This window comes from Methylotenera sp. G11 (assembly GCF_000799735.1).
Classification (GTDB): Bacteria; Pseudomonadota; Gammaproteobacteria; order Burkholderiales; family Methylophilaceae; genus Methylotenera.
This window is the reverse complement of sequence record NZ_JUHH01000001.1, coordinates 801,682-819,163: the sequence shown is the minus strand read 5'-3', so window position 1 is coordinate 819,163 and position 17,482 is coordinate 801,682. Positions and strand designations below refer to the sequence as shown.

The window sequence follows — 17,482 nt, the reverse complement described above, 5'->3', positions numbered from 1 at the left end:
ACCTTACTATGCCCGCCTTGCTGTGCTCTCCCTGCAATCGCTTGGTGAAGCCGCAATCCTTAACCAAGACTTAACTCGGGCAGTCCGTGGATGTTCCTTGCCTTGATGCAATCTTCGCTGCCGGCTTCAAACTCACGGCAGGTGCTGGAGCGTTGCCCGTAAATGCTGCAACTCACCTCTTGCCCCACTTTGCCAGTCAATGCTACGCAATGCACGAGTCTCTGTTCAGTGCCTTTCATGCAGACATGATGCGGGCTGATGGGGGTGGTTAATTCAACAGGTACCAGGCCCTGGTCATGCGCACTGGTTTCACCCCAGTAAAAGGAGACCCGGAAAGAAGCGCAGCAGGCTCCGCACTTTACACATTCTTGCGACATAAATAACGATTCAGAAAACGAGCGGTAATTGGAACTTGAGTACTGATTTGCGTACCCGGAAGGTGCTTGGAGATTTTGGCCTAAACACCCCACCTTAATGCCGGGGTATGCACCGGGCTATCCCAGTGCTTTTTGATTTCGTCATCAAGCAGACACAGGGTGATAGAGGCACCTGCCATGTCGAGCGCTGTCGTGTAATTGCCGACCAGTGAGCGGGTGATCTTGATGCCGTGTTCGCTGAACAGTCTGGCTGCCGTGTTGTAGATCAGGTAAAGCTCCATTAATGGCGTGGCGCCAAAGCCGTTGATCAGCAGCAGTGCTTCGCTGCCTGCCGCGGGTTTCAGCGCTTCCAGGATCGCATGCACGACATCGTTTACAATTGCATCGGCTTCGCGCATGGGCTCACGCCTGCGGCCAGGTTCGCCATGAATGCCTACGCCCATTTCCAGTTCCGTGTCGTCAATATCGAAAGTAGGGCGGCCGGCAGCCGGTACCGTGCAACTGGTGAGGGCGACACCCATGCTGGCGGTGCGGCTGTTCACTTTGTCGCCCAGCGCTTTGCAGGCCTGCAGGTCGGCGCCGGTTTCAGCCAGGCTGCCAACGCATTTCTCTACGATCACGGTGCCGGCAACGCCGCGGCGGCCTGTGGTGTAAGTGCTGTTGATGACGGCGCAGTCGTCGCTGGTGAGTACGGTAGCTGATTCAAATGGCAGCATTTCGGCTGCCATTTCAAAGTTCATGACATCACCGGCATAGTTTTTCACGATAAACAGAATGCCTTTGCCAGCGTGTACCGCCTCTGCCGCGGCCAGCATCTGATCCGGGGTGGGGGAGGTGAACACATGGCCAGGGCAGGCTGCGTCGAGCATGCCATCGCCGATGTAGCCTGCGTGCAGCGGCTCATGTCCGGAGCCGCCCCCTGAAATAATCGCCACTTTGCCAGAGGCTTTCTGCTTGCGGGTGAGGTAGTTGGGTTCCAGGTTAAGGCTCACCAGGTCACTGTGGGCAAGGGCAAAGCCGCTCAGGCTTTCGGCCAGAATATCGTCGGTTTTGTTGATGAATTTTTTCATGGTGAGCCTTTTTATTTTATTAACTTGCAAACCGCTTCTATCATGAGCTGGCAGCTTTTGGCACCCGGGTCGATATGCCCGATGGCGCGTTCACCCAGGCCGGCGGCGCGGCCTTTGGTGGCAATCAGGTCTTTAGTGGCAAGCATGCCTTGCTCGGCCGTGAGCACAAGTGCTGTGCAGATTTCTTCGCTGCTGGCGTTCTGGGCTGCCATTGCGGTAAATTGGGCGGCAACCGGAATCAGCACGTCCAGCATGGTTTTCTCACCGGCATCGGCTTTGCCGCGCTGACGGATTGAATCAACGCCTGCGGCAAATGCAACGGCAACGGTTGATGTGGATGTGTCGCCTTTTTCTTTGATAACTTTAGCCATCGCCATGAAGAAACTCGCAAACAGCGGGCCGGATGCACCGCCAACCGTGCTCAATAGTTTCATGCCGATCCTGTTGAGTGCGGCGTCCGGTGGCAGCGTCGCCAGCTCCTGCTGCAGATCGGCAATCACCTGTGCCCCGCGTTTCATGTTGATATAGTGGTCACCGTCGCCGATTGCACGGTCTAGCGATTCGAGTTCTGATTCGTGCAGCAGGATGGTGTTCTGGATGGCGATTGCGGCGTTTGGGATAAATGACGGATTCATATCATGAATAACACTATATTGATTATTGGTTAAAGTTGTTAAACTCTACACATGTCGAGATTTCATTTCAACTTATGAGTTTACGTTTTCGCTTAAATCTGCTGATCACATTGCTTTCACTGGCTTTTATACTGGTGGTCGGCACCATCCTGGTCAATGATACCCGCGTATCGATCCGCGAACGGGTGGAGGCTGCCAGCCGCGTGACGGTGCAGCTGCTCGATACCGTGATCGTGAGTTCGGCGTTAAACCCGGAAATGGGGCCTACGCATATCGTGCTGCAGAGTTTCCTCGGCTCGCTGGGATATGTGCGCAGCAGCCATATCGAGCTTTATGATTATTACGGCCGCGAGATTTACAGCTCGCCGGAATCCACTTTCAAAAGCGATGTAGTCCCGCCCGAGTGGTTTATCAAACTGGTACAGCCCAAGGTGGAAATCGTAGAGCGCAAGATACGCTACGGCACGCTTGTGATCAGTTCCAGTTCCGCCGGATCCATTCGTGAGGCCTGGTCCGGTTTTCGCCAGCTGATATGGGTCGGGCTGGCGTTTTTCCTGTTGATCAATATGATGGTGTACCTGCTGCTCAGTCATTCGCTCAGGCCGATCAACCGGATTCTGGCTGCGATCAGCAGTATTGAGCGGGGTGACCTGAGTACACGCCTGCCCAGGCTTGCGCTGCCGGAGTTCGACCGCATCGGTAACAGCCTCAATCGCATGGCGGATTCGCTTAAAGCCGAGCGCGAGCTGGAAGAAAATCGCCAGCTGACATTCCTGATCCAGAAGCATATCGAAGAAGAACGCAGAAGCCTGGCGCGTGAGCTGCATGATGAGCTTGGCCAATATGTGACGGCGATTAAAACCTTTGCCGTAGGCATTGCCAATAAGGCAAAAGCCAACAGCACAACTGCCGGCATGCCCGAAATCGCATCAAGCGCACAGGTGATCGTGTCTGCGGCGAACCAGATATACGACGGCATGCATAATATCGTCCGCCAGCTGCGTCCCGGCTCGCTCGATAACCTTGGCTTGGCAGAGACATTGAAAGATGCCGTGTCTAATTACCAGGCACAGCATCCTGACATCAGGATCCAGCTTTACCTGTCTGAGAACCTGGAGTCCGGAAACCTGCGGAGCCTGGGTGAGACCGTGAGCATCAATCTCTACCGGATCGTGCAGGAAGCGCTGAACAATGCATTCAAATATGCGCAGGCCACCAAAATAGACATCCGGCTGACTAAATCAGAAACGGGAGAGTTGCAATTGAGCATAGAAGATGATGGTGTCGGCATGAATGTGGAAGCGGTGGACCAGGTGACCCACTTTGGCCTGCTGGGCATGCGAGAACGCGTGCAGGCACTGAATGGAACTTTTAACATTATCGCTTCACCTAACCATGGCACCAGGATCAATATCACGGTGCCGGACAGTCAACCGAACCGGTAACACATTAGAGTTAACAAAAAAGAAAAGAGCAGGTAAAAATGAGCCAGATTAACGTGATGCTAGTGGATGACCATGCCGTGGTGCGCATGGGGTTCAAGATGCTGCTGGAGTCTGACGCCGATATGAAAGTGATCGCAGAGGCGGAAAGCGGTGAAATGGCGATCCAGCGCTATATGGAGCATAAACCGGATGTGGTGGTGATGGATATTACGATGCCCGGCATTGGCGGCTTGGAAGCCATCGAGCGCATTCTCGCGAAGGATAATGCGGCGAAAATCCTGGTATTGTCTGCGCATGAGGATTCCGTACATCCTAAACGTGTTTTAAATGCGGGGGCGATGGGTTATTTAACCAAGCGCAGTGCGGCTGAAGAACTGATCAAGGCTATTCGTACCGTAGCTTCAGGCAAAAAGTACCTGGAAGCCAGCGTTGCACAGCAGATGGCGATTCAGCAGCTTTCCGGTGACCAGAACCCTGTCGATGTGCTGTCGCCGCGCGAATTTGAAGTATTCATGGCGCTGGCAAAAGGCAAGACCACCAACGAGATCGCCGAAACGCTGTTCCTGAGCCCGCGTACAGTCGGGACGCATTTATACAATATCAAGCAGAAACTGAACGCCAATAATTCGGCTGAAATTGCGCTGATTGCAATGCGCAGCGGATTGCTGGATGCCTGATTTCCGCATGCGCCGCCTTTAATATCAGATGCGTAATCCCAACATTTAATCTCGATGTTGATCTTGGCGTCTGATACTGGCGGGTACCAGACGTTTCATCTGGGCACCTGCGATTCTTCTGAAAGCCGGGCTGTGCAGGCAGATGCCGCCCGCGAGGCCGGTCAGGCAGCCGAGCACCGTATCGAAGAACCTGGCCTGGATCAGCAGTGACACGCTGCCATGCGCCATGGTGGCGGCTTCTGCCAGCAATATCGTCAGCGGTGTGATGAAGATTGCGGCCAATGCATAGTGCCTGACCACGATGACCTCGATCATGAAAGTCAGCACCATGACGGTCAGGCAGATCATCCATTTGTCCATGGTCAGCGACAGCAGCCCCCAGGAAACAAGCAGGCCAATGCCGGTGCCGACAATGCGATGCAGCTGTTTATTCCAGATCGCACGCACCGATACTCCCTGGATCACTGCCAGGCAGCTGACCGGTACCCAGTAGGCTTTTTCCAGGTGCAGTGATTGTGCCAGCAGCAGTGAAATGCCTACAAATATGCCGATAATCACGGAGTCGAATACGACAAAGTCAAAAGTGGGGGCGGCCAGGGGCGGTGCGGCTTTTGCCGCATGCAGGCGCAGGCGGTACAGGCTGTAAAAGAAAGCGAGCAGGCAGGCCAGCAGGGCTCCCATGCTGACCAGGCCTACCATCAGCGGCACCTGCATTGGAGTCAACGGCGTATAAGCGCCGATGGCTGCAGCCATGATAAAGAACAGGCTGCCGGGCATGCCCAGCATGTAGAACCGGCACAGCATGGTGATCAGGATAGAGATGAATGTCAGCACCGGCACCATCAATACCGATGAAAAGTGGCTCATCACACCCAGGGCATAGCATGCGGTGATTGCAAATGCGCAGGCCATGATTGTGACCATGCGGTGATGCATGGGCGTGTTCGGCAGGTACAGGAACACCAGCCCGCCCAGTGAGGAAACCAGGCCGTAATCGAGGTGATTGAAGTATGCACCTACTGTCAGTGGCAAACCTATCGCCAGCGCGGCCGTGAACGGCATCTGCCATGGGCGGTCGCTAGGCGTTATTTTTGTTAAATGATCAAGCTCTGCGTGAATCAGCTTTTTTAATCGGGTTAGCCTGCTTTGCGTCATAGATGTCATGTTTCCTGCTGTAGGCAATCATGATATGGAATCATCAATCAAGTGAAACCGAAAATCAAGCCGGATTTTGTGTGCAGGCGGCCGTGCGGCCTAAGGCTGGCGCTAGTTCAGCGCATAGCGGGCAATGCTTAATTCACCGCTGTGAGGCAGTTCCACCAGTGCCCTGTTACCGCTGTGCATTTTTCCTAAATCAGGCGGGATCAGGAATATGATGGATTCCTGCCGGTTACCGGTTTTCATCTCGTCTGCGCCGCCTATCGCGACATGCCATGTCGGCCATTCCTCTTTGGGAGGAATTAGCTGGGAACCCTGTAAGCTGGCTTTTTCAAGCAGCTTTTGTTTTTCGTCGCCGATCAGCAGGCTCCATACTTCTACGCTTACCAGTTTGCTTGCCTGCAACTCCTGCACTGCCGGCTCCGCTTGTTCAGCAGCCTGCGGCAGCGTTTCTACCTGAGGTTGGATCACGTTAAAACCCGAGCGTAAAAATGCGATCTGGTATGTGTCCAATTCTTTGCTTTCAAGCACCATATGCTGGGCGGCAAGTTTTTCCTGGCGTTCGTGCGCATCAATGGCTGCCGCGGTCGCCTTGTCGGCGCCGTGCATGAATATGGAGCGCGCCAGCTGCTGCGCAACCGTACCGCCAAAGCAGCCCGTGAGCAGTAATACTGCAAATGCCGGTAACAGCAGGCGTTTCGGCCAGTGGTTGAGTCGCGCCAGTTTCATGATGTCAGTTTTATTGTGCCGGGATCCAGCTTCATTTTAAGGGCAGGGCGTTGTTAACGCGGGAGGGTTAGGTTACTGCCGAATAAAATAATTGTCCAGCGCTAATGTGCAGTAAGTCATTGAGCCGCATCATGGTTTTTTCCTGATGGTTACTGGCGGTCTTCCTGTGCCGGCTGGGCACTGCGGATACTGATCATGCCGCTCAGGATGATCAGGCCGATTGCGAGCCAGGCATCAGCGCTCAGGTGTTCACCCCACAGGAATATTCCCAGCAGGCTGGCTAACAGAATGGTCACATAGGCCAGGCTTGCAACGACCAGTGTGTCGCCGGTGCGGTATGCGCGTGTCATCGCCAGTTGCGCAATCGTGGCCGATAGCCCCAGCCCGCACAGGATCAGCAGGTCTTGCCAGGTGATTTTCTGGAAAGAATCGAACAGCATCCATAAGCCGGCGCCTATGGTGGAAACCAGCGTGAAGTAAAACACGGTGCGCCAGTCCGGTTCATTGACTTGCCCCAGCTGTTTCACATGTACATAAGCTAACGCTGCGCCGACGCCGGAGAGTAGTCCCATCAGCCCGGCGAACCAGCTATCCTGGTCAATGGTGGGTTTCAGCAGCAAGCTGACGCCGATGAAACCGATTGCCAGTGCCATCAGCAGGATTTTCCTGGGTTTTTCATGCAGGAAAAGCGGCATGAGTACGGCTAGAAATAGCGGCGATGTGTAGTTAAGTGTAATGGCTGTTGCCAGCGGCAAGTGTGCGATTGCGTAAAAAAACAGTACCAGTGCGGCAAAGCCCATCAATGCGCGTGTCATGTGTTTGCCCAGGTACGGCGTTGCCAGCGGCAGTTTCTGCATAAGGATGAATAGCCAGATGCTGACCAATCCGAACAGGGAGCGGTAAAACACCAGTTCGGCCGCACTGAATTTCTGCGCGCCGATTTTCACGAGTGCGCCCATGATGGCAAACCCGAGCGCCGCTACCAGCATCCACAGGCTGCCCAGGTTGGGCAGCCTGGATTGAGAGCGTTGGGAGCTGGAAGGTCTCACTGGGGCTATGGCCAGGCAGCAGGCGTTAACGCTGGCAAATGTGCTGCTGCATCTGCGTGCGGTACCATTTGTGGAAGTGTTCCATACCGGTTTCCATCGGATGCTGGTAAGGCCCGCGTTCATCAATGCCCTGGGCATGCAGGGCACGGCGGCCGTCATGCATGCGCTGGCAGATGTCGTTGTCTTCTACGGCTGTTTCATTATAGGCTGCCTGCTGTGCCGCGACGTATTCGCGTTCGAACAGGGTAATGTCTTCCGGGTAATAGAATTCAACCACGTTGGCGCAGGCGTCAACACCGCGCGGAATAATGTGAGTCACTACCAGCACGTTCGGGTACCACTCAATCATCAGGAATGGGTAATACACCATCCAGATTGCGCCATATTTTGGCAGTTTTCCATTCTGGTATCTTGCCACCTGTTCCTGCCATTGCTGGTAGACGGGTGAACCGGCACGGGTGAGTGACTGTTTGAAGCCGACAGTCTGCACGCTGTAATCAGCACCGAACTCCCAGTTCAGCGCTTCGCAGTCTACAAACTGGTTAAGCCCGGGGTGGAACGGGCCTACGTGATAATCTTCAAGATACACTTCTATGAAGGTTTTCCAGTTGAAGTTGTATTCTTCCACGGCAACGCGATCCAGCATGTAGCCGGTAAAATCAAAGTCCTGTTTGCAGCCCAGGCCGGCCAGTGTTTTTGCGATATCGCGCTTGCTGTCGAATAACAGGCCTTGCCAGTTCTGCAGCGGTTTTTTATCAAGATGCAGGCATGGGTTCTGTTCAAAATGCGGAGCGCCCAGCAGCTTGCCTTGCAGGTCATACGTCCAGCGATGCAGCGGACATACGATATTTTTAGTTTGTCCGTGGCCCTTAAGCATGACAGCCTGGCGATGGCGGCAGATATTGCTGATCACGTTAATGCCATCCTGCCCGTGCACCAGGGCTTTCGCTTCGCCAGACCAGTCAAGCACGCGGTAGTCACCCTCTTTGGGTACCATCAGTTCGTGACCAAGGTAATGAGGGGCTTGGGCAAACATATGCTGTTGCTCAAGTGCATAAATATCTGCATCAACATACCAGGCTACCGGCAGTTGTGTTTGCGTATCTTGTTGGGGGATCAAATTCAAAGATGCCATAAATAAAATGATTGGCAGTTAAAATTACGAGGATCGCGATTTTTGCCTAAATTGCTATTTTTATCAAGTGATTATTCAATAATAATCAGGCTGGATCCTGTTGTAAAACTTGCCAAGATTGAGGTTTTAAGCTACTCTCACGAGAGTTTCCATGCCCTTCAAATTATAACCATCAATTAGAATAATTCAATCATTAATAAGTCGTGATTGTTTAATCATTCTGCCGTGTTGTGTTTAAAGGCTGTCTTGTAAGCATTATCAAAAAATAATTGAGTATCGAGTAAAAAATGTCTGATCATTTGATGAATACCTATATGCGTCAACCGGTTACCTTTGCTAAAGGTGAGGGGGTGTGGCTATGGGATGATAAAGGTGAAAAATATCTGGATGCATTGGCCGGCGTGGCCGTCAATGGCTTAGGGCATGCCCATCCCAAGCTGGTGAAAGCGATCAGTGAGCAAGCTGCCAGACTGATCCATGTTTCCAACATTTACCAGGTTGCCGAGCAGGCAGCCCTTGCGGATAAGCTCTGTGAAATCGCAGGTATGGACAAGGTGTTTTTCTGCAATTCCGGCTGTGAGGCGAATGAGGCCGCAATCAAGCTGGCGCGTCTTTACGGGCATAACAAAGGCATTGAAAACCCTGAAATTATCGTGATGGAGCAATCGTTCCACGGTCGTACGCTGGCAACATTGTCCGCGACCGGTAATTACAAGGTGCAGGCAGGTTTTGAGCCGCTGGTGGGCGGTTTCATTCGTGTACCTTATGATGATGTGGATGCGGTCAAACATGTCGCCGAGCATCATCCCAATATCGTGGCGATCCTTGTGGAACCTGTACAGGGTGAGGGCGGCATCAATATCCCCAAAGAGGCGAGTGCGTACCTTGAGGCATTGCGCCAGATATGTGATGCCCATGACTGGCTGCTGATGCTGGACGAAGTGCAGACCGGCATCGGCCGTACCGGTACCTGGTTTGCCTTTCAGCATACCGGCATCAAGCCTGATGTCATGAGCCTGGCAAAAGGACTGGGTTCCGGCGTGCCTATCGGTGCATGTGTCGCCAGCGGTAAAGCTGCCGATGTGTTTACCTACGGTAAACATGGATCAACCTTTGGCGGCAACCCTCTGGCAACCGCTGCCGGCCTGGCCACACTGAACATTATCGAAGAGGAAGGCATCCGTGAGAATGCCGACAGGATCGGCAATCTGATCTGCGAGGGTTTTATGGCGGAATTCAAGGATACAGCCGGTGTTGTGACTGTACGTAACGCGGGCCTGATGGTAGGCATAGAGCTGGATCGTCCATGCGGCGACCTGGTGAAGATGGCATTGGCTGACAAGCTGCTGATTAACGTAACCGCCGACAAGGTGGTGCGCTTGCTACCGCCACTGGTCATGAATGAAGCTGAGGCGAAAGAACTGGTGAAACGCCTGTCTGCTTTGGTTAAGGCTTTTCTGGCAAAATAAGAACTTGAACAATATAAATAATATAAACAATCTTAAACGAGTTAATTAACTGAAGAAGCCCGTTTCAATAAAACTCTGGCTTCCAAACCATTATGGCAATAAAACATTTTCTGCAATTCAATGATTTAAATCGTGACGAGTTTGAGTACGTGTTTCAGCGTGCGCACTGGATTAAAAATCAATTCAAGGCCTATCAGCAATACTGGCCTTTACAGGATCGTACCTTGGTCATGATTTTTGAAAAGGCAAGCACGCGTACGCGACTTTCATTTGAAGCAGGCATGCAGCAGCTGGGTGGTTCAGCGATCTATCTCAACACCCGTGACTCACAGCTGGGGCGCGGTGAGCCGGTGGAAGATGCGGCACAGGTGATTTCGCGCATGAGCGACATTGTGATGATCCGTACCTTTGAGCAGGAAATCATCGAGCGTTTTGCCGCGAACTCACGCGTTCCGGTCATTAATGGCTTAACCAATGAATATCACCCTTGCCAGATCATGGCCGATATTTTTACCTACATTGAGCATCGCGGTTCAATCAAGGGCAAAACCGTGGCCTGGATCGGCGACAGCAACAATGTATGCAACACCTGGCTGCAGGCGGCTGAAGTACTGGATTTCAACGTGCATGTATCAACGCCTCCCGGTTACGAAGTGGAACCTGAGCGCGCAAATCTGTATGGCACTGATCACTTTGAAGTGTTTGCAGATCCGATGGATGCAGCCAAAGGCGCCGACCTGGTCACGACCGATGTGTGGACCAGCATGGGCTTTGAAGCGGAAAATGAAGAACGTATGCGTGACTTCGCCGATTGGCAGGTGGATGCAGACATGATGCGCGTTGCCGCCGCAGATGCATTGTTCATGCATTGTCTGCCGGCACATCGCGGTGAAGAGGTTTCTGCGGACGTCATTGATGGTAAGCAAAGCGTGGTGTGGGATGAAGCGGAGAATCGCTTGCATACACAAAAAGCATTGATGGAATATTTGTTATTAGGAAAGGTTTGAATTTAGCTACTGATGTACACAGATAGAACCATGATGAAAAATGTTTTTGATTTTGATCTTAATCCCTCTGTATCTGTGTTCATCTGTGGCTAATAAAAAAGGAAATTATGAGCAAAATTAATAAAGTAGTTTTAGCCTACTCAGGCGGCCTGGATACTTCAGTGATCCTGAAATGGCTGCAGGATGAGTATAAATGCGAGGTGGTGACCTATACCGCTGATCTGGGCCAGGGTGAAGAGCTTGAGCCGGCACGTGCAAAAGCACAGGCAGCCGGCGTTAAAGAGATTTTCATTGATGACGTGCGTGAAGAGTTCGTGCGTGACTTCGTGTTCCCGATGTTCCGTGCCAATACAGTGTATGAAGGTGAATACCTGCTGGGCACCTCTATCGCGCGTCCGCTGATCGCAAAGCGCCTGATTGAAGTGGCGCGCCAGACCAATGCCGATGCCATCTCACACGGCGCGACCGGCAAGGGCAACGACCAGGTGCGTTTCGAGCTGGGCGCTTACGCGCTGAATCCGAACATCCAGATCATCGCCCCATGGCGCGAGTGGGATCTGCTAAGCCGTGAAAAATTGATGGCTTACGCAGAAAAACATGGCATTCCGGTGGATATGAAACACAAGCAAGGCGGCAGCCCATACAGCATGGATGCCAATCTGCTGCATATTTCTTATGAAGGCCGCCATCTTGAAAACCCGGCTGCAGAAGCTGAAGAATCAATGTGGCGCTGGAGCGTGAGCCCGGAGAAAGCGCCGGATGCCCCTGAGTACCTGGATATCGAATATGTGAACGGTGACCCGGTCAGCCTGAACGGCGTGGCAATGAAACCGCACGAACTGCTGGCACACCTGAATGTGATTGGCGGCAAACATGGCATCGGTCGTCTGGACCTGGTTGAGAACCGTTACGTGGGCATGAAATCACGCGGTTGCTATGAAACCCCTGGTGGCACCATCATGCTGAAAGCGCACCGTGCCATTGAGTCCATAACACTGGATCGTGAAGTGGCGCATCTCAAAGATGATTTGATGCCGCGTTATGCAAGTATGATCTACAACGGTTACTGGTGGAGCCCTGAGCGCATGGCCTTGCAGGCCTTGATTGACCATACACAGGCTTCAGTGAATGGCTGGGTGCGCGTGAAACTGTATAAAGGCAATGTCATCGTCAGCGGGCGCGACAGCAAAACTAATTCGCTGTTTGATCCTAACATTGCTACCTTTGAAGATGATAAAGGCGCGTATGACCACAAGGACGCGGGCGGTTTCATTAAACTCAATGCCCTCAGGATGCGTATCGCTGCAAACCTGAGAAATAAAAAATAAGTGTTGATGGCCAGGCGCTCATATTCACTGGCGTGATTGACAGAAATGCATCTGGTATCCAGGTGCATTTTTTTTGAGTAGTACCTGCGGTGATCACTGATGTGTGCTTATCTGTACGACAAAGCCTTAAATTGGCGGCTGAATGTCTTATAATCGGGTCATTCAGAAAGTACAAATAGCGAGACCAGATCATTCATGACAAAAATAGATTCTAGCCGGCAGCGTACCGTCGAGATTTATGCAGATGGCGCCTGTAAAGGCAACCCTGGCCCTGGTGGTTGGGGCGCATGGATACACTATGACGGCCATGAAAAAGAGCTGTTCGGGGGCGAGATGGATACGACCAATAACCGTATGGAGCTTACTGCGGTAATCCGTGCACTGGAAGCGTTGAAAAGATCGTGTCATGCCCGTGTGTTTACCGACTCGGTTTATGTGCAGAAGGGCATGACCGAGTGGATCAGCGGCTGGAAAGCGCGCAACTGGCGTACCTCAGACAAAAAGCCGGTAAAGAACGACGACCTGTGGCGTTTGCTGGATGGTTTGGCACAACAGCATACAGTTGAGTGGGTGTGGGTCAAGGGGCATGCGGGTAATGCCGGCAACGAACGCGCCGATATGCTCGCAAACAAAGGGGTGGAGCAGCTTATGCAAGGAGGGGTGGCCTCATGAGGCAGATTTTTCTGGATACTGAAACTACCGGCTTGTACCCGGCACAGGGGCACCGTGTGATCGAGGTCGCGGCGGTTGAGGTCGTTAACCGCCGCCTGACCAAGAACCATTTTCACTTTTACCTGAATCCTGATCGTGAGATCGATCAGGGAGCACAGGAAGTGCATGGAATATCCCTGGAATTCTTGCAGGACAAACCGCGTTTTGCCGACATTGCCGATGACCTGATCGCATTTATTGCCGATTCTGAACTGATTATGCACAATGCACCGTTCGACGTGGGTTTTCTGAACAGTGAATTTGGCTTGCTGGGTTTGAAGACCGTAGAGGAAATTACGGCAAAAGTGACCGATACGTTGAAGATTGCCAAAGAGATGCGACCCGGGCAGCGTAATAACCTGGATGCATTGTGCCGGCATTTCGGTATTGACAACTCCAAACGGACTTTACACGGTGCGTTGCTGGATGCCGAACTTCTGGCCGATGTGTATATGGCGATGACACGCGGCCAGGAAAGCCTGATGATGGCATTGGATAAGCCGGAGCAGGCAGATGTGGATGTTGTGCCCGGCAGTCATGCACCTCTACTGGTTAAGCCTGCAAATGCGGATGAGCTGGCGGCTCATGAAGAATACCTGGCGGCACTTGCCAAATCGGGCAACTGTATCTGGAATGGCTAGGTTGGGAGCACTTGGGGTAGGAATGGCCGGATATGGAATGCCTGCTGTATTTTAAAGTTTAAGAAAGCGGAAAATGAACAAGACAATACTAGTGACTGGCGGTGCCGGTTTCATCGGCTCTAATTTTGTGCTGGCCTGGGTAAAACAGGGCTTGGGAAATGTCATCAACCTCGATAAGCTGACCTATGCCGGCAACCTCGATAACCTGGTGTCATTAGGCCGTGATGCGCGCCATGTATTTGTGCATGGCGACATCGGCGACCGTCATCTGCTCGATAAGCTTCTGGCGGAACACCAGCCATACGCTGTCGTGAATTTTGCCGCAGAAAGCCATGTGGACCGTTCGATTCACGGCCCTCAAGATTTTATCCAGACCAATGTTGTCGGTACCTTTCACCTGCTTGAGGCCGTGCGTGGATACTGGAACGGGCTTGATACGGAACACAAGAAAACCTTCCGTTTCCTGCATGTGTCAACGGATGAAGTCTACGGCTCCTTGGCAAAAGACGACCCAGCGTTCACCGAGACGACGCAGTATGCGCCCAACAGTCCGTATTCCGCTTCCAAAGCGGCATCAGACCATCTGGTGCGCGCCTATCACCACACCTATGGCTTGCCGACATTGACCACTAATTGCTCCAACAATTATGGGCCGCACCATTTTCCGGAAAAGCTGATCCCATTGGTCATTCACAACGCATTGAACGGCAAGCCATTGCCGATTTACGGTAACGGCCAGCAGATACGCGACTGGCTGTATGTCGAAGATCACTGTGCAGCGATCCGCCGCGTGCTGGAGGCTGGCAAGGCAGGCGAGGTTTACAACATAGGTGGCTGGAACGAAAAACCGAATATCGAAGTGGTACGCACACTTTGCAGGTTGCTGGACAGGAAAAAACCACGCGCAGATGGCCATTCTTATGCAGAACAGATCACGTTTGTCGAAGACCGGCTGGGGCATGACCAGCGCTATGCGATTGATGCCACCAAAATATCCAGAGAACTGGGTTGGAAACCTGTGGAGACTTTTGAAACCGGCATTGAAAAAACCGTGGATTGGTTCCTGCAGAATCAGGACTGGGTGAATAACGTCACCAGCGGCGAGTATCGTAACTGGGTGCAGACGCACTATACAGAGCGTGGCGAGGAGATGGCGTGAAAGGCATCATTCTGGCCGGCGGTTCCGGCACGCGCCTGCATCCGGTAACCCAGGTGGTTTCCAAGCAGTTGCTGCCGGTATACGATAAACCTATGATTTATTACCCGCTGACGACTTTGATGCTGGCGGGCATCCGTGAAATCCTGGTGATTTCTACCCCTGAAGACACGCCAAGGTTTCAGCAGTTGCTGGGTGATGGCAGCCAATGGGGGCTGTCCATCCAGTATGCGGTGCAGCCTTCGCCAGATGGCCTTGCGCAGGCATTCATTATCGGCAAAGACTTCATCGGGCAGGATAGCTGTGCGCTGGTACTGGGCGACAATATCTTTTATGGCCATGAGCTGGCGGTCATGACGCAGCAGGCCGCCAGACTGACGCAGGGCGCGACCGTATTTGCCTATCCAGTCAGCGACCCTGAGCGCTATGGCGTGGTTGAGTTCAATAGCCGGGGTCAGGCTGTGAGCCTGGAAGAAAAACCTAAAGTACCAAAATCCAGGTACGCAGTCACCGGTTTATATTTTTATGATAATCGGGTAGTCGATATTGCGGCACAGTTAAAACCTTCACCGCGCGGCGAGCTGGAAATCACGGATGTGAACTGGATCTACCTGCAAGCCGGGGATTTGCAGGTTGAAGTCATGGGGCGTGGTATCGCCTGGCTGGATACCGGTACGCATGACTCCCTGCTGGATGCCTCGATGTTTATTCAGACCATCGAGAAACGGCAGGGTCTCAAAATTGCATGTCCGGAAGAGGTTGCGTACCGCATGCATTACATTGATGCCGATGCCTTGGATGCATTGGCGGATAAATATATTAAAAATGGTTATGGCCAGTACCTGAAACTGGTATTAAGTGAGCAGGTGTATTGATGCAAGTTGTCCAGACAGCAATTCCGGAAGTGTTGATCATTGAACCCCAGGTTTACGGTGATGAACGCGGTTTCTTTTTCGAGAGTTTCAATCAGCAGAAATTCGAGGCGCTGACAGGGGTGAAAACTGATTTTGTGCAGGATAACCACTCCCGCTCAGCCGTGAACGTATTGCGCGGCCTGCATTACCAGATCCAGCAGCCGCAAGGCAAGCTGGTGCGGGTAGTGGCCGGCGAGGTATTTGATGTGGCGGTTGACCTGCGCCGCCAGTCTGCCACTTTCGGCAAATGGGTTGGGGTGGTGCTTTCTGCCGAAAATAAGCGTCAGCTCTGGGTTCCGCCCGGGTTTGCGCACGGCTTCCTGGTGTTGAAAGAAAGCACCGAGTTCTTATATAAAACGACAGACTACTATGCACCGCAGCATGAGCGCTGCATCCGCTGGAATGAGCCGGAGATCGGTATTGAATGGCCGCTGGCTAGTGAGCCGGTTTTGTCTGTTAAAGATCAGTCAGGTACAGGCCTTGCCGAAGCCGATGTTTTTGAAGCGTAAATACCGTGTATAAAAAAATCCTACTTACCGGCGTCAATGGGCAGGTTGGCCATGCCTTGCAGCAGACGCTGCTGAACCAGGGAGCTTTATCGGCTGACGTTGTCAGCCTTGACCGCAGCCAGCTGGATTTGGCAGACCAGGATGCAATCCGTCGCGTTGTGCAGGCCATCAAGCCGGACCTGATCGTTAATCCCGCAGCTTATACGGCGGTTGATAAAGCCGAGTCAGAACCTGAACTGGCTTATGCCATTAATGCGACGGCGCCGCAAATTCTCGCTGAAGAAGCCGCAAGAGCAGGTGCCAGGCTGATCCATTTTTCTACGGATTATGTCTATGCCGGCAGTAAAGCTGGCGCTTATGTTGAAGAAGACCCGACGCAGCCGTTGAGCGTATACGGCAAAAGCAAACTCACGGGCGAAGATGCCATCAGGGCAACCGGTCTGCCGCACCTTATTTTCCGCACCTCATGGGTTTATGGTGCTTACGGCAAGAACTTCCTGAAAACGATCCTGCGCCTGGCGGCAGAGCGGGATGCGCTACGCATCGTGGCTGATCAGGTTGGGGCGCCTACCAGCAGCCGCAGTATTGCAGATGCGCTATCTGCCGTCATGCATCAATGGCGGGGTGATGTTTCGGGTACTTATCATATGGTGAACGCCGGGCAGACGTCATGGCACGGTTTTGCCATGGCGATCGTAGAAGAATACAACCGGCTTCAGGTGTCCCGCGGTCTGCCGTTATTGAAAGCCAGCCTGGATCATATTCATGCAATCAGCACGCAGGAATACCCGACCCCTGCGGTGCGGCCTGCAAATTCATGCCTGGACTGCAGCAAGCTGGCCAGGGATTTTTCAGTGACATTGCCGGATTGGCGAAACGCCTTGATACCAGAGCTAGAAGCTTTGAGCCAGTAAAGAGTTCGACCGGCCAGCTTCAGTACCTGCCAGGCCTGTTTGCCTCGGCCTGGTCAATTTAGCCCAGTGCATCCGCCCAGCTGTTCGGCGTCTCGTACAGGCGTACTTTTTCCAGTTTCAGGTGGTTGCCATAAGTATCATGGTATTTCGACTTGAGTATCCGGAATGCTTCTAGCGCCATATTTTCAGCGGTAGGCACGGTAGGGAATACCACTGTTTTGTGATCCGGCAGGGAGTTGAGGAAATTCAGCACTTCCGTATCATTTTTGTATACCAGGAATGCGTGATCCCAGACGTTGACTACAGATTCTTTGGCAATCGCTTTCACATCGGAAAAATCCATGACCATGCCGTTTTCAGAGGCGTTTTCCTGCTTGATGATGTCGCCGGATAGTGTGATTTCCAGCACATAGCGGTGCCCATGCAGGTTTCTGCATTGGCTTTTATGGTTGGGAATACGGTGTCCGGAATCAAACTCAAGACGGGTGGTAATTTGCATGAGTGCAGTCGCTTCAGATACTAAAATTGGAATATGTGCATTATACGCTGAGTGGGCTG

The 17,482-nt window shown here is 52.6% G+C and carries 19 protein-coding genes; 11 read left to right on the top strand and 8 right to left on the bottom strand.

All coding sequences use genetic code 11. The features are described 5' to 3' along the window. Positions 1 to 59: 59 nt before the first annotated feature. The 3 genes from GQ51_RS12225 to dhaL all read right to left on the bottom strand — a co-directional run bounded on the left by GQ51_RS12225 (position 60) and on the right by dhaL (position 2,082). A complete protein-coding gene (locus GQ51_RS12225) occupies positions 60 to 377 on the bottom strand; it encodes a YkgJ family cysteine cluster protein (protein ID WP_081987078.1) in 318 nt (105 codons plus the stop codon). An 80-nt stretch (positions 378 to 457) separates the two neighbouring features. Beyond that, positions 458 to 1,447, bottom strand: coding sequence for a dihydroxyacetone kinase subunit DhaK (gene dhaK, locus GQ51_RS03645; protein ID WP_047549897.1), 990 nt, complete (start codon positions 1,445 to 1,447; stop codon positions 458 to 460). An 11-nt stretch (positions 1,448 to 1,458) separates the two neighbouring features. Next, on the bottom strand, positions 1,459 to 2,082 hold the full coding sequence (gene dhaL, locus GQ51_RS03640; protein ID WP_047549894.1) for a dihydroxyacetone kinase subunit DhaL: 624 nt from the start codon (positions 2,080 to 2,082) through the stop codon (positions 1,459 to 1,461). Between the two features lie 74 nt (positions 2,083 to 2,156). Here dhaL and GQ51_RS03635 point away from each other — a divergent pair, with 74 nt between their 5' ends. Then, positions 2,157 to 3,527 (top strand): HAMP domain-containing sensor histidine kinase, encoded by a 1,371-nt coding sequence (locus GQ51_RS03635; protein ID WP_081987077.1) that lies wholly within the window; start codon positions 2,157 to 2,159, stop codon positions 3,525 to 3,527. A gap of 38 nt (positions 3,528 to 3,565) precedes the next feature. Further along, entirely contained in the window at positions 3,566 to 4,204 is a 639-nt protein-coding gene (locus GQ51_RS03630) for a response regulator (RefSeq protein ID WP_047549891.1), read from the top strand. Between the two features lie 45 nt (positions 4,205 to 4,249). Here the strand turns inward: GQ51_RS03630 and GQ51_RS03625 are convergent, their stop codons facing one another. The 4 genes from GQ51_RS03625 to GQ51_RS03610 all read right to left on the bottom strand — a co-directional run bounded on the left by GQ51_RS03625 (position 4,250) and on the right by GQ51_RS03610 (position 8,275). Then, positions 4,250 to 5,368, bottom strand: a complete 1,119-nt coding sequence (locus tag GQ51_RS03625; protein ID WP_235276160.1) for an FUSC family protein — start codon at positions 5,366 to 5,368, stop codon at positions 4,250 to 4,252. Positions 5,369 to 5,470: 102 nt separating this feature from the next. Beyond that, positions 5,471 to 6,091 (bottom strand): hypothetical protein, encoded by a 621-nt coding sequence (locus GQ51_RS03620; protein ID WP_047549887.1) that lies wholly within the window; start codon positions 6,089 to 6,091, stop codon positions 5,471 to 5,473. 149 nt (positions 6,092 to 6,240) lie between these two features. Continuing rightward, entirely contained in the window at positions 6,241 to 7,140 is a 900-nt protein-coding gene (locus tag GQ51_RS03615; protein WP_268746802.1) for a DMT family transporter, read from the bottom strand. A gap of 25 nt (positions 7,141 to 7,165) precedes the next feature. Then, the gene (locus tag GQ51_RS03610) at positions 7,166 to 8,275 is read right to left on the bottom strand and encodes an aromatic ring-hydroxylating oxygenase subunit alpha (protein WP_047549880.1); all 1,110 of its coding nucleotides are present in this window, start codon (positions 8,273 to 8,275) and stop codon (positions 7,166 to 7,168) included. A 287-nt stretch (positions 8,276 to 8,562) separates the two neighbouring features. Here GQ51_RS03610 and GQ51_RS03605 point away from each other — a divergent pair, with 287 nt between their 5' ends. The 9 genes from GQ51_RS03605 (at position 8,563) to rfbD (ending at position 16,924) form a co-directional block, all read left to right on the top strand. Further along, positions 8,563 to 9,744, top strand: coding sequence for an aspartate aminotransferase family protein (locus GQ51_RS03605; RefSeq protein ID WP_047549877.1), 1,182 nt, complete (start codon positions 8,563 to 8,565; stop codon positions 9,742 to 9,744). 92 nt (positions 9,745 to 9,836) lie between these two features. Continuing rightward, the gene (gene argF / locus GQ51_RS03600) at positions 9,837 to 10,751 is read left to right on the top strand and encodes an ornithine carbamoyltransferase (RefSeq protein ID WP_047549874.1); all 915 of its coding nucleotides are present in this window, start codon (positions 9,837 to 9,839) and stop codon (positions 10,749 to 10,751) included. Between the two features lie 107 nt (positions 10,752 to 10,858). Continuing rightward, entirely contained in the window at positions 10,859 to 12,079 is a 1,221-nt protein-coding gene (locus tag GQ51_RS03595; RefSeq protein ID WP_047549872.1) for an argininosuccinate synthase, read from the top strand. A gap of 195 nt (positions 12,080 to 12,274) precedes the next feature. After that, positions 12,275 to 12,751 (top strand): ribonuclease HI, encoded by a 477-nt coding sequence (rnhA, locus tag GQ51_RS03590; RefSeq protein WP_047549869.1) that lies wholly within the window; start codon positions 12,275 to 12,277, stop codon positions 12,749 to 12,751. Further along, positions 12,748 to 13,431 carry a DNA polymerase III subunit epsilon gene (gene dnaQ / locus GQ51_RS03585; RefSeq protein ID WP_047549866.1) on the top strand — a complete coding sequence of 228 codons (684 nt, stop codon included), beginning with the start codon at positions 12,748 to 12,750 and terminating at the stop codon, positions 13,429 to 13,431. Before rnhA ends, dnaQ begins: the two co-directional genes overlap by 4 nt. Positions 13,432 to 13,504: 73 nt before the next feature. Further along, positions 13,505 to 14,590: a dTDP-glucose 4,6-dehydratase gene (gene rfbB, locus GQ51_RS03580; protein WP_047549865.1), complete on the top strand. Its 1,086-nt coding sequence runs from the start codon at positions 13,505 to 13,507 to the stop codon at positions 14,588 to 14,590. Further along, complete coding sequence (rfbA, locus tag GQ51_RS03575) at positions 14,587 to 15,462, top strand: glucose-1-phosphate thymidylyltransferase RfbA (RefSeq protein ID WP_047549863.1); 876 nt, start codon at positions 14,587 to 14,589, stop codon at positions 15,460 to 15,462. The genes rfbB and rfbA overlap by 4 nt, the downstream gene beginning before the upstream one ends. After that, positions 15,462 to 16,010, top strand: coding sequence for a dTDP-4-dehydrorhamnose 3,5-epimerase (rfbC, locus tag GQ51_RS03570; RefSeq protein WP_047549861.1), 549 nt, complete (start codon positions 15,462 to 15,464; stop codon positions 16,008 to 16,010). The genes rfbA and rfbC overlap by 1 nt, the downstream gene beginning before the upstream one ends. 5 nt (positions 16,011 to 16,015) lie before the next feature. Further along, positions 16,016 to 16,924: a dTDP-4-dehydrorhamnose reductase gene (rfbD, locus tag GQ51_RS03565; RefSeq protein ID WP_047549858.1), complete on the top strand. Its 909-nt coding sequence runs from the start codon at positions 16,016 to 16,018 to the stop codon at positions 16,922 to 16,924. Positions 16,925 to 16,982: 58 nt separating this feature from the next. Here the strand turns inward: rfbD and queD are convergent, their stop codons facing one another. Further along, the gene (gene queD, locus GQ51_RS03560) at positions 16,983 to 17,423 is read right to left on the bottom strand and encodes a 6-carboxytetrahydropterin synthase QueD (protein ID WP_047549855.1); all 441 of its coding nucleotides are present in this window, start codon (positions 17,421 to 17,423) and stop codon (positions 16,983 to 16,985) included. Positions 17,424 to 17,482: the final 59 nt, after the last annotated feature.